General features: G+C 41.0%; 8 protein-coding genes. 1 reads left to right on the plus strand and 7 read right to left on the minus strand.

Going from position 1 to position 13,038, the window contains the following annotated elements; translation table 11 throughout:
* Positions 1-176: 176 nt before the first annotated feature.
* The 4 genes from Q8S11_RS00610 to secA are packed head-to-tail and all read right to left on the minus strand — an operon-like array spanning position 177 to position 6,051.
* Positions 177-1,112, minus strand: coding sequence for a hypothetical protein (locus tag Q8S11_RS00610; RefSeq protein WP_305660134.1), 936 nt, complete (start codon positions 1,110-1,112; stop codon positions 177-179).
* A gap of 43 nt (positions 1,113-1,155) precedes the next feature.
* Positions 1,156-2,340: a M20 family metallopeptidase gene (locus Q8S11_RS00615; RefSeq protein WP_305660135.1), complete on the minus strand. Its 1,185-nt coding sequence runs from the start codon at positions 2,338-2,340 to the stop codon at positions 1,156-1,158.
* On the minus strand, positions 2,340-2,744 hold the full coding sequence (locus tag Q8S11_RS00620; RefSeq protein WP_305660136.1) for an SPOR domain-containing protein: 405 nt from the start codon (positions 2,742-2,744) through the stop codon (positions 2,340-2,342). The genes Q8S11_RS00615 and Q8S11_RS00620 overlap by 1 nt, the downstream gene beginning before the upstream one ends.
* Before the next feature lie 4 nt (positions 2,745-2,748).
* Positions 2,749-6,051, minus strand: coding sequence for a preprotein translocase subunit SecA (gene secA / locus Q8S11_RS00625; protein ID WP_305660137.1), 3,303 nt, complete (start codon positions 6,049-6,051; stop codon positions 2,749-2,751).
* A gap of 1,428 nt (positions 6,052-7,479) precedes the next feature.
* On the opposite strand from secA, the gene Q8S11_RS00630 reads away from it, so the two are divergent.
* Positions 7,480-7,920: a hypothetical protein gene (locus Q8S11_RS00630; protein WP_305660138.1), complete on the plus strand. Its 441-nt coding sequence runs from the start codon at positions 7,480-7,482 to the stop codon at positions 7,918-7,920.
* A 186-nt stretch (positions 7,921-8,106) separates the two neighbouring features.
* Here the strand turns inward: Q8S11_RS00630 and Q8S11_RS00635 are convergent, their stop codons facing one another.
* Genes Q8S11_RS00635 through Q8S11_RS00645 form a run of 3 tightly spaced genes read right to left on the minus strand, consistent with a single transcriptional unit; the run spans position 8,107 to position 12,852 of the window.
* A complete protein-coding gene (locus Q8S11_RS00635; protein WP_305660139.1) occupies positions 8,107-9,552 on the minus strand; it encodes a Gfo/Idh/MocA family oxidoreductase in 1,446 nt (481 codons plus the stop codon).
* Positions 9,553-9,568: 16 nt separating this feature from the next.
* A complete protein-coding gene (locus tag Q8S11_RS00640) occupies positions 9,569-11,647 on the minus strand; it encodes a S9 family peptidase (protein ID WP_305660140.1) in 2,079 nt (692 codons plus the stop codon).
* 41 nt (positions 11,648-11,688) lie between these two features.
* Complete coding sequence (locus Q8S11_RS00645) at positions 11,689-12,852, minus strand: amidohydrolase family protein (protein WP_305660141.1); 1,164 nt, start codon at positions 12,850-12,852, stop codon at positions 11,689-11,691.
* Positions 12,853-13,038 lie beyond the last annotated feature (186 nt).

Here is a 13,038-nt window from a genome sequence, read left to right on the forward strand (position 1 = left end):
TTTTTCTAATATAATTTTAAAAGAGGGCGCAAGATACAAATTTTGGAAAATAAACAATAGCTTAATTTGAGGAAGAAATAATGGGGTAATATGCTTGTGAGCCAATGGCTTTGAGTGCCCTAAATATTATTGAAACATTCTACTAAAAGAACAATAGAGATTTGGGTATCAACACACTATTTATACCCTTTATGCAGAATCAGGAAACTAGCCCGTTCTTCTCGTTTAAAAGGTATATCCCAGTTCCCCTGATAGCTGATCTTGGTTGGTAACAAGGTTTTGTCTTCACCAAAATATCCCAGTTCGATATTCATCTGAACATCAAAATCAAAAGCCATATTTCCATATTTCATGTCCACATAACGTCCCAGAATCTGAAAATTACGCATATCAAAAATCGTAACCAGTTCCTTAATCATCATGCCTCCTTCAGTCCAGCCCGACAAATCCGGCTTAAGTGCTACCTTAAAACGGTAGACCGGGATAGAATCAAGATAGGTTCCTCTGTAAAACGTATAATCATAATACTGCCTCATGTTTGGAGTAAAAATCTGAGTTTTATTTCCAATGAAGGGTACACCCTTAATAGGCCTCCCCGGACTGAAAATCAGGGTTTTCAGCTTATCTTTGTACGATTCATTACTTTCACCTTTTGCTCCTGATATCGGTGCAGAAGGAACAAAATCAGAATTGTAGGCGTTCATGAAGATATAATCGAACATCTCGACAGTGTAAAGGGAATATTTTCCATTTCGTTTGTAGACATTACCGTCATCCCTCTTTTCAAGGATCTCCATTTTGTAAGGCCCGGTATTATTATGATAGATTCTGCGATAGATTTTACCTTCAACCGCATTCGCTTTGTTGTAAGTAAAAATGCGATTCTCAGCATTAAAGCTGTAGTTCTTCATATTACGAAAAGCCGCATAAAAGCTGGTATCATTAATGATCTCATTAATAAAGGTCTCAGCGGTGAGGCGTGTTGAAGTAATGGTGATAGCCGAATCAATAGTGACTGTAAGTACTGTATCAGGATTAAAACGCGGTATTTTCTGAGCCAAACCTACACTGCAAACGCCCAACAGGCTCAGTAATAAATATATTTTCTTCATAATAATTTCAAAAACATGTACTTCCCTAAAGAAGTAAATGATACTAGTTACCCAACTGTTTCAGGGCAATATAGGCCATCAAACCGGTACTTAATTTGAGAGATTCTTCATCCACATCAAATGTCGGTGTATGAACCGAAGACGTTATTCCACGCTCCTTATTGCCTGTACCCAGTCTATAGAAACAGGCATCAGAAACCTGCGAATAATACGCAAAATCCTCTGCGGCCATCCAGATATCCAGATCCAGAACGTTTTCTTTCCCTAAATAGTCTTCGGCGTAAGCACGAACCTCTGCTGTTAGCTTTTCTTCATTGATGAGAAATGGATATCCGCGAACAATATTAAAGTCACAGCTGCCACCCATTGCTTCAGCAATGCCTTCAGCCATTTTCTTCATTTTCTCATGAGCTCTTCCTCTCCAGTCTTCATCCATCGTCCGGAATGTGCCTTCGAGGTAGACCTCATTTGGAATCACATTCGTAGCACCATTGGCAATAACCTTACCAAAGGAAAGTACAGATGGTGTCTTGGGATCAGCCACCCGGCTGATGATTTGCTGTAATGCAACAATAATATGGGAAGTAATCAGAACTGGGTCAATGTTTTGCTGTGGTTGAGCTCCATGACCACCTTTTCCATGCACAGTCACATATATCTCGTCGGTTGAAGCCATGTATTTCCCTGAACGGAAGCCCACTTGTCCTGCCTCGATCAAAGGCATCACATGCTGGCCTATTACAGCATCGGGTTTCGGATTTTCGAGAACGCCTTCTTTTATCATCATACTTGCACCGCCGGGCAATTTTTCTTCTGCAGGTTGAAAAATCAGTTTCACAGTTCCTCCAAATTCATTTTTTAGTTCAGTTAGGATCTTTGCTGTTCCAAGAAGGGAGGAGGTATGTGCATCATGCCCGCAAGCGTGCATCACACCCGGATTTTTTGATTTATAAGGCACCTCATTCGCTTCAACAATAGGTAGAGCATCCATGTCAGCACGGAGGGCAACAACCGCATCAGAAGGTTTTTCTCCTTTTATGATCGCAACCAAGCCTGTATTCGCCATCTTCTTATACTTAATTCCGAGTTCATCCAGCTTCTGTGCTACATAAGCTGAAGTCTGGTATTCATAGAAGGATAACTCAGGATTGGCATGTAAATGCCGGCGGTTCTCAACTACATTGCCGTGTATCTCTTTTGCGAGAAGGCTAATCTTATCTTTTAACATTACTTAAGAATTATCATTTCGGAAAAAATGAACAAAGAATTATAATAGTTCCTAAGTTCATTCATAAACTTTTCAGCTTCAAGGCGGGTACGAAAATCCCCCACCCTCAACTTGTAATTTGGCTGAGTATAACTTATATACGTTTTGATACCCGGATATCTGTCTTTAAACTTTGCCTGTTCAGAGTAGGCCATCTGGCGATCTAAACCCGAAAAGATCTGCACCCTGAACCCTGATAAAGTCACATTATTACCGGAAACACCTGCCCTGTTCAATTCAAGTCGACGTGCAATCAGACTATCAATTTGCGGGTCTTTAATAACCAAAACAGTACCCTTCTCCTGAGCTGAAAGCTCCTGAAAACACATAATTAGAATAAATCCGAAGAGAAATTTCCAACGCATTCTTTTAATCGGCTCCTATTCCATGGCAGTTCTTGTATTTCTTCCCACTTCCGCAAGGGCATGGATCATTTCTGCCTATTTTCTGTTCCACCCTGATCGGCTGAGTCTTTTGTAGTTCTCTGGTATCATCAACCGGCATTCCTCCTGAAGCCTGATTAAGTTCAGGCTTTGAAACCTTTAGCTTGCTCAGATCCTGACGTGGTTGAGGACGAGCCTCACGTACCTGACCCGGATCCTGAGAAGGAATATTTCCCTTGAAAAGGAAACTGACGATATCTTTATTAACGGTTGCAAGCATTTGTTTGAACATACTAAATGCTTCCATTTTGTACACAATCAAAGGATCTTTCTGCTCATAAACTGCATTCTGAACTGACTGCTTCAATTCATCCATTTCACGCAGATGCTCTTTCCAGGCATCGTCAATAAGTGCCAACACCACACTCTTTTCGAAGGCCTTAAATACCTCATAACCATTGCTATCAACAGCTTTTTTAAGGTTAGTTGCAACCTGTACTGACCGAATTCCATCCGAGAATGGAACTACAATATTCTCAATCTGATCACCACGTTCTTTAAAAACATCTCTTAAAACCGGAAGCGTTTGATTTGCAATTGCCTCAAGTTTACGGTGATAGAAATCGTTGATTTTTTCAAAAACTTCGTCAGTAAGGCTATGGGCATTACTTGATGCAAATTGTTTTTCAGTAAGTTCAGGATCTACAGAGAAAATACGGATGATCTCCATTTGAAAGCCTTCAAAATTGCCCTGATCCTTGTACTCTGATACAACATCTTCAACCACGTCAAAAATAGTATTGTTCAGATCAACATCCAGGCGCTCGCCAAATAATGCATTCTTACGTTTTGCATAAACTACAGTACGCTGTGAGTTCATTACATCATCATATTCCAATAATCTCTTACGAACGCCGAAGTTGTTTTCCTCAACTTTACGCTGCGCGCGCTCAATGGATTTGGTGATCATTGAATGCTGAATTACTTCGCCTTCTTCAATCCCCATTCTGAGCATAATATTGGATATCCGCTCAGAACCGAATAAACGCATCAGGTTATCTTCAAGAGATACAAAAAACTGACTGGAACCCGGATCACCCTGACGGCCTGCACGACCACGTAACTGCCTGTCGACACGACGTGATTCGTGCCGTTCGGTACCTACAATCGCTAAACCCCCGGCATCCTTTACACCCGGGCCGAGTTTGATATCCGTACCACGTCCAGCCATATTCGTAGCAATTGTAACGGTTCCTGCCTGTCCGGCTTCCGCAACGATGTCTGCTTCCTTCTGGTGAAGTTTTGCGTTCAAAACGTTATGCTTGATACCTCTTAACTTAAGCATCCTGCTCAGCAATTCAGAAATCTCCACGGAAGTTGTACCAACCAATACAGGCCTGCCGGCTTCTGTTAATCTTGTAATTTCATCTGCAACAGCATTGTATTTCTCACGAACGGTACGGTAAACCATATCTTCATGATCCTTACGCTGAGCAGTCACATTGGTTGGAATCTCAACAACATCCAGTTTGTAGATCTGCCAAAGCTCTCCGGCCTCGGTTACAGCCGTTCCGGTCATACCACATAATTTATGGTACATCCTGAAGAAGTTCTGCAGGGTAATGGTTGCATAGGTTTGAGTTGCATCCTCAACCTTCACGTTTTCTTTAGCCTCAATCGCCTGATGTAATCCGTCAGAATAACGACGGCCATCCATGATCCGGCCTGTCTGCTCATCAACCAATTTGATTTTTCCCTCATCAACAATATATTCCACATCAATCTCAAAGAGGGTATAAGCTTTAAGCAATTGATTTACAGAGTGTATACGTTCAGACTTTATCGAGAAATCACGCATTAAAGCATCTTTCTTCTCAATTTTTTCTTCGGTAGATAGTGCAGATTTTTCAAGATCTGCGATCTCTGTACCCACATCCGGCATCACAAAGAAGCTTTGATCTTCACCTGAGGCAGTGATCAGTTCAATCCCCTTTTCAGCCAATTCAACCTGATTATTTTTTTCATCAATCACAAAGAAAAGCTCAGCATCTGCCTTCGGCATTTCCTTGTTCTGATTCTCCATGTGATAATTTTCTGCCTTTGTAAGAACCTGCTTCATACCGGGTTCACTCAGAAATTTGATCAGGGCCTTATTTTTTGGCAAACCCCGGTATGCTCTCAAAAGGGCTAATCCACCCTCTGTCGGACCGGCATGCCCTTCATTAATAAGTTTTTTGGCTTCATTGAGAACACCATTCACGTAATTTTTCTGCGCAGTTACCAGACGTTCAATACGGGGTTTCAATTCATAGAATTCATGTTCATCACCTCTTGGAATCGGACCTGAGATTATCAAAGGAGTTCTGGCATCATCAATCAATACCGAGTCAACCTCATCCACCATTGCAAAATGCAGTTTACGCTGAACCAGGCTTTCCGGATTCAGTGTCATATTGTCACGCAGGTAATCGAAACCAAATTCGTTATTGGTACCAAAAGTAATATCAGCCAGGTAGGCTTTACGGCGTTCTTCAGAATTTGGCTGATGTTTATCGATACAATCAACTGTTAATCCGTGAAATTCAAATAGTGGCCCATTCCATTCCGAGTCACGTCTTGCCAGGTAATCATTCACTGTAACGATATGAACACCCTGTCCGGATAATGCATTCAGGTAGGCAGGTAAAGTTCCAACAAGGGTTTTACCCTCACCTGTTGCCATCTCTGCAATTTTGCCCTGGTGAAGTACAACACCCCCAATCAGCTGAACATCATAATGGATCATATTCCAGGTCACTTCAGTACCGGCAGCAAGCCAGGTATTGTGGTGAATAGCCTTATCACCCTGAATTATGACATTCTTCTTGCGGGCAGCCAGCTCTCTGTCGGCCTGTGTTGCGGTAACTTCTATTGTTGTGTTTTCTGTGAATCGTCTTGCAGTATCTTTCATAACTGCAAAGGCCTCAGGTAAAATTTCAATCAGGACTTTCTCCAGTTCCTTATCACGATCTTTCTGAAGCTTATCCAACTCATCATAAAGTGCCGTCTTTTCATTAATGGGCAGATCCTCAGATTCGGCTTTGGTCTTCACGACCGCAATCTCTTTGTCTATTTCTTCAAGAAATTCCTGTATACGGGCTTTGAAATCAAGGGTTCTTTGCCTTAGTTCATCATTGCTCAAGGAATGTAGTTTGGCATATTCTTCTTTAGTTTTATCGACTAAAGGTTGAATCAGTTTTATATCACGATTGGATTTGCTACCGAAAAGTTTACTTAAAATTGCTAACATGTGTATGTGAAATATTGAAATTCAATTTATACAAGAATTACGCCACTACCTTTTTATGGTCAGTTTGGCATAATTCAGGGGGCAAAATTACGATTATTAATGAGAAAAGTGGATTGTTGATTCTGCCAGATTAAGAAGCCTGAGGATACACAAAACAGAAGAAAATCCAAAAGACAGATTTGGTTTTACTAAAAATAGACAGGGCTTATCCTAATATTCAAAATAAGGAAGGGTAAAAAAATACGGTTAAAATTGCTGGATTAGGCTTTGGAGCCACAATAATTGATTTTGAAACCAATACCTGTGTGTTATAGGCTAGTTCAGCCCTTTCCTGCGGAGTATTTCCGGCAAGAAATCACGTTCTATTTCTCCTCTGGTCGGTGTTCTCACCGTACCAGGCACGATTATATCATTGTTCGGTGATAACACAGTGATAACACCAACCACAGGGAAATTACCATTAGCCGGAAGATACTTCCTCCGGCAAGGTTTATTTTACCCGGGGCTGTTTTTCATCGGGTCAGACAGCCCGGCACTGCTGCTACACTTCCAGAAATTAAATAAAGAAATGCCCTGCTGGCGCACGCGCAATGTCATTAAGTTAGTGTCTTAATTATTTGATATACAGTTTTTAATATATATTCAGGATTTTTATAATTCCGTTTGATTTCAAATTTTATACCGCTCATAGCCGCGGAGGCTAATCACTTTTTCCTTGATGAAAAAGTAACCAAAAAATCAAGACAAAACGAAGCTCCCACTACTAGAGGCCATACACCCGGCCCGCCGTTTTGTCCTCCCCACGCACGGGAAATCCTGGTTCATTTTAGATTAATTACTCATTATCGAGATTCGAAGATTACTAAGATTAACGTTAAAGGTTTATGAATGTTCATCTATCAACGGCTGCGTACAGGGCTATGGATGTCAGTGCTACGGCAATTTTGAATTTACCGCCCTGTCCAATGCCGCAAAAAAGTATATGAATGTTATTGCAAGGCGATACGCCTAGGATCCTGATAATTAATCTCAATATTTTTTTTAAACGCCACGCTAGCAGCCCCCATTAATAAGCTTTCTTCCGCATTGGCTGGTGCGGCAACGATTGTCCAGGCCTAAGCAGAACCCTTCAAAGCATCAGGCGCAGCGGCGGCATTTTGGTCCTTTTCTGCTGCAGGAAAAGGACTAGGCCCCGCGGCCATGAGCGGGTAATATATCCCAGAGATTGAAATTGATAGTTGAAAACATTAAAAGAAGAAATTAACATGCTAATCAGATTTTATATGTAAATAGTTTAACTTAATGAAATTGCGCGCGCACCAGCACGGGACACTTGGCGAATTAGTTAAAGCATTCTTTTTGAACTCAAAGAAAAAACCACTGTAACAAGTGGCTTTTTTATTTGGCTGATAGTTGGTATGTTTAAGTATGGATGGCGTAGACAATATCATTAAGGAATTTGTAAAGTATGGTGGAATATACCCTTTCAATAAAAGCGATGTATTTGATGTAGCTGATGTAAATAGATTGAAGTCTGAGGGTATAATTGAACATCAAAAAAGAACTACTTGGCGGCTAACTAAAAAGGGTTGGCAAATAGTTGAATCAGGGAAAAGCTGGCGTGAATGGCAGGATCATTCAAGTATTACAAGTATTCACATTGGGCATAATATCTCAAATTCAACCATGAATCATTCTGATTTGTCCACAAATGCTTTAAACTCGCCTATCACTATGCCTGCTAGTATACAAAGTAAACAAAGTATAATGGTAGGTATATTAAAATTAATTTCTGAAAATATTGTTAAGGTCATAATCGGCGTTGTTGTAGGATTATTAGCTATTTATTTCGGTATAACCAGTGTTTAGTGGCCATTGCTTTTATCCCAACTCGTATGTAGTTACCCTCCAAAGGGGGAAAGCATGGTGCCTAAGGAATTTGAATAAAGAGGAAAATTTTTTCTGATAGCAGTGTATCTAGGCGTCCCGTATCCCCCGCCTGTCCAAAGGACTCCTTCGGAGAGGGGGAATTAAAGGGGGAGGTAATTTATATTATTACCTGATCACTTTGGTATTTCCGCCATTCGCTATCGCAATATCCATTGGCTTGTTCGTTTTCCAGGAACCGGCTGTGAAATCAGGGATTTTAACAGTCATTTGGTTTGCAACCGACCATTCGGTCAAAGGCCCGATGGCACTCCATAATGCCGCATCATATACGTCCTGATCAAGCGGAAGACCATTCCGAAGACAATCCATTGTACGCCAATCCATTAAAAAATCACCGCCACCATGAGCACCGACCTGCTTCGCAATTTCACCCAGCTTCTTTACAATATTAGGCTCATACTTCTTTTGCAAGGCCTTAAATTCATCATCTGTTATCCAGGTTTGGGCATCAGATCCTCTCCAGGTTTCAGGTGTTGCTTCCCTCGCGACAGAAATTTTTTCTACAGGAAACTGGATAGCTGTAGCTTTAGTTCCGCTGATTACCAATCCGTCAGATTTAGGACGGGGTGATGTAACATCATGCTGCAGCATAATGGTGCGTCCCATATTTGTGCGAATAGTGGTGGTATTCATACTGCCTCTGAAAGGCTTATCGACAAATTGCTTATAAAAATCATCTTTAGCTGCCATCTTTTTCGCCAGGTCATTCATCATAAAATCATTACCTGAAACTGACACCAGGTACTCGAATTTATCTCCCCGATTAATATTCATTACCTGAGCAATCGGTCCCAGACCATGGGTTGGATACAGATTACCGGTTCGGCCGATATTCTCCTTTAAACGCCATAGATCATAATACTTATCTTTTGAAAAATGACCATAGAGCAAATGATGAATATAGGCACCCTCTCCATGAATAATCTCCCCAAAAAATCCTTCCCGAGCGAGGTTTAACATCAAAAGTTCATAAAAACCGTAACAGGCATTTTCCATCATCATGCAATGCTTTTTGGTTCTTTCGGAGGTTTCAACCAATTGCCAGCACTCTTCCACTGTTTTTGCGGCCGGCACTTCTATACAAACATGTTTTCCCTGATTCATCGCATAAACCGCCATAGGAGTATGCAAATGCCATGGGGTAGCAATAAAAATCAGGTCGATATCTTTACGTTCACAGACCTTTTTCCAATCCTCTTTGCCGGTATACATGTCGGGTTTGAAATTGGTCTTTTCAATCCTTTTCATTGATGAATCCAACCTGTCCTGACGCAAATCACACAGTGCCTTTATATCAACCCCTTCAAGAATACTCACCTGGCCAAGATGCGCCGGACCTCTGTTGCCTAAACCAATAAAACCAATTCTGACCACATCGAGCTTAGGTGCGGCATAGCCCGACATATTAAAATGCTGGATACGAGCTGAATGTTCCTGTTCAGCCCGATTATTTTCAGGTTCTGAAGCAATACCATTCAATACACCTGTTCCGGCTACGGTAAGCCCTGCCATGCCGGTCAGCTTTAAAAAATCCCTGCGATTGTTTTTCATAATAGAATACTGTTTTTTAGTTAAATACTGTTTCTCCCTGCTTTTTGAGACCCGTGCGCATTTTTGCGAACTCCGCCCTGTATTCATTCAGACTGTTGCCATTAATCTTCTGCCCCGACATGGTAACGGGATTCAAAATTGTGATCCGTTTACCACTAAGTGCTGCAGCCAGTGACACATCCCCCCAGTTCAGAAATCCCGGAAGGTGGATTGCCATACTGAAAAAATCAAGAGAACCGCTATTATCAAACTGATAGCTTAGTGGTGCATCCCTTAAAATTAGATCATCAACATTTCCACCTGTAGCAGCAAGGAATAAAGCTGCCAGTCCGGCTTCCTTATTACCATCAATACTCAACTTCTGAGACTTATAGTTTGACTTAAGGAAGTCAGATACCACATTCAGTTCCTTTACCCATTCGCCCAAAATAGTTTTGCCAAGCCATAATTCAGATCGCGATAAGGTGTGTAAAACCATGCTTTTATTGTTAGCAATCTCCTTGGTGGAAGTGGTCTCACCGGTACCGGATAATTCGACAATTACTATTCCCTGCCCCCTACTCTTTAATTCACTGATTAATTCGCTTGAAATTCCCTTTTTTCCTGAGGTATTGCTGATGATCATATATCCAAGTTTTGGGTCTGCAGGTGCCAGGTGCAGGATTGGAATCAGTTTACTATCAGAGCTTTCTAAGGCAAACCGGTCCCAACCCCCAAGCCTTTCAAACTGGTGTACTTTTTTTAGTTCTGATTGGTCATTAATCCTCAATACATTACGAAGTTCTTTTTGCTTTTCAAGAACATTCAAATTGCTTTTATTCAGAAAGGCAGTTCTTAATTCCTTTCCACGTTTCTCACAAAAATCTGCAGTTGTTTGTACTCCCGGATCACGTTTACCAATTGGGTAAACGAGTAATTTATCCTCCGGTAACAGCTCAAAACCTGATTCTTTTTTAGGCATACCCGTTCCAATTCCCTTCAGGTGAAGATCAAACCATCCCAGCATTGCTTCCCGGTTCTCAGGCCAATAACCATGGGTTTTATCGAATATCTGATAAGAAATATTCTTCTCCACTCCTAACATTTTAAAAACCGGACTGGCATTACGAACCGTACGCTGCATTTCAAATGGTAAAAAAGCAGGTGCAGAATCTTGTTTGTGATTACACATCATAATAGCCCGTGGGGCCACCAGGGCTATAATTCCAGCTTCTTCAGTAAAAGTTAATCCATCAGGCAGTAATTCACAGATACAATTTGACCGCATCACATACGATTCAAAAGTTCCAACACTCACTACCGGCACAGCCGCTTTAATGCGTTCATCCATTGCAGCGAGCCACATCGTTTGATTCCCGCCACCACTTGCACCCGTTGCGCCGATATTCTCTGGGTCGACAAAAGGCAATGAGCTCAGTAAATCGACTCCCCTGATATTATCGGAAATCTGTAATCCTGCAAGAGATTCCCCAACATTTAAAAGTGAAGCTCCAAGACTGGCTCCATGATAGTCAAATGCACCATGTACCGATGTCCTTTCCCCCGAACCCCATGGATCAATACTCAGGCATACATAGCCATCAAGCGCCAGACTATGACCCAATTGCTGCGGCCCCTCCGGATCAAATTTAGCTTTCCTCCAATGTCCGGGCATACTGATCACCGCCGGGAATGGGCCTTTGCCATCAGGAATATACAGATTAGCTGTCGCATAAACTCCGGGGCGGGTTTGAAATGCTATATTCTTAATCTTATAACCCTTCATCTGAATTGAACCGGTTTCCTTTATATCTAAAGGGAGCTTATGATTCACAATAAGACCGGTTTTTTGAATGATTGTTTTCCTTAGATTGGCCCGGTATTTTTCCCAATCCTGAGGACTATCGGGTAACTGATGCGTTCCAAACTTAATAATAGCTTCATTCCTCAACTTGCTTTCGAGAAAATCAGCATGGTTTTTTGTTAACACATCAGGCAGACTGTCGGCAACTAAATCAATAGTTCTATAAATATTTTTGGAATTAAACAGGCTGGCAGAAAAAGCATAGGTCCACCCGATTGCAAATAGTAAACAAAAAAATATCAGTCTTTTCATATCATTTTGGATTCTTAGATCTTGTAAATATTTTAGATGAGTCAATCAGAGCTAATGCTATTCAAAAACACCGGAAACAACTTTTCAGCATTTGTCCGGTATATTTTGTCTACGACTTGCCGCGGCAATTTTAGCCCCTTGAATTCACCTTCTACCTTTGGGACACGCATTATTTGATCGCTCGTAAAAAACTTCCAATGGCGCATCCATACCTCTTGAGCATGTTTTTTTATTCCTGCAGGATCTTTTATACCATTGTTAACTATATCCATTGCCGAACTTCTTAAATCAGTACCATAAACAAGTCTGTCCTGATACTTAATAAAAAAATCATGCACCTTTTGCCATTCGGTTAAAGTCTGATACTGCAAATGTGAAACCCGTTCTGCCATATCAACACTCATGTTAGGATATTTATCCAGACGCTTTGCCAGTTCATCTACACTCCACTCCAAACTCCCCAAATGCGCTCCTATAAATACCAGGTCGGGATGTTTTTCGAGCATCCTATCCCTTGCATTAATATAATCATCGTACGAAGGTCGCTCAGGATGTAAATACATATGCTCTTCGGGATGTGCGCGGGCGTAATCCCGGTTTCCATTAACTGTCATCTTTTCCAATGGCAACCAGGAGTTTCTATGTTCTCCGAGATGTCCGATCAAAGGGATTTGGTTCTTTGCCAGGTAGTCTAGTACAGGATCAAAGCGGGGATGGTCTATCATGACCAGCTGACCATTTTTATCCTTGAGAAAGAAACCTATATTCTTCCATACTTTTACCCCAACGGCACCATTTTCAACTGATTTTTTAATATAACTTATCGCCTCATCCTGCCATCCATCCTTATTAAAGTTGTCGAGTGAAAAAGTAGTTGCCCAGGCATTCCGACCAGGAAATGCCTGTACCATCTTTGCTGAAAATTTCTGCTGTTCTTCAATAGGTTTACCGCCTGATTTGAATACATTCAAATTGAGGAAGCGAAAATTATCTTCTTTAGCCTGATTTATGAAAACTGTATCCGCATAATTTTGGATATGCATATGTGCATCAATCTTGCGAACAGACTGAAAATCTTCCGGAGTATAGTATTCGGTAATTGAATCCTGATTTCCTGCATCCGGACTTTTTACATTCGAACAGGAATATAATAATAGAAGAAAAACTATCAGGCCTGAGTATTCAAATCTTAGGATTCTATTCATTTATCAATAATTTTAGTTTTCAGAAAAATCTAATTTCCGAATCATTTCTAATTAATCCTTTTTTTTCTAAGGGCAATCAATCTTTCCCGGAAATTTTACCTGAGTTAAATTAGTATTTATATTACTGAATCCCACATGATTTTTTGATTTGTGCAGTTCAATTACATTTGTTCATTTGCTAATTCG

This window comes from Daejeonella sp. (assembly GCF_030695525.1).
GTDB lineage: Bacteria > Bacteroidota > Bacteroidia > Sphingobacteriales > Sphingobacteriaceae > Daejeonella.

What these genes read in the sequence shown, in the direction of transcription:
- Q8S11_RS00640 (WP_305660140.1), bottom strand. Translation starts at nt 11,647, where the DNA reads ATGAAAAGACTGATATTTTTTTGTTTACTATTTGCAATCGGGTGGACC.
- Q8S11_RS00645 (WP_305660141.1), bottom strand. Translation starts at nt 12,852, where the DNA reads ATGAATAGAATCCTAAGATTTGAATACTCAGGCCTGATAGTTTTTCTT.
- Q8S11_RS00610 (WP_305660134.1), bottom strand. Translation starts at nt 1,112, where the DNA reads ATGAAGAAAATATATTTATTACTGAGCCTGTTGGGCGTTTGCAGTGTA.
- Q8S11_RS00635 (WP_305660139.1), bottom strand. Translation starts at nt 9,552, where the DNA reads ATGAAAAACAATCGCAGGGATTTTTTAAAGCTGACCGGCATGGCAGGG.
- secA (WP_305660137.1), bottom strand. Translation starts at nt 6,051, where the DNA reads ATGTTAGCAATTTTAAGTAAACTTTTCGGTAGCAAATCCAATCGTGAT.
- Q8S11_RS00615 (WP_305660135.1), bottom strand. Translation starts at nt 2,340, where the DNA reads ATGTTAAAAGATAAGATTAGCCTTCTCGCAAAAGAGATACACGGCAAT.
- Q8S11_RS00630 (WP_305660138.1), top strand. Translation starts at nt 7,480, where the DNA reads ATGGATGGCGTAGACAATATCATTAAGGAATTTGTAAAGTATGGTGGA.
- Q8S11_RS00620 (WP_305660136.1), bottom strand. Translation starts at nt 2,744, where the DNA reads ATGCGTTGGAAATTTCTCTTCGGATTTATTCTAATTATGTGTTTTCAG.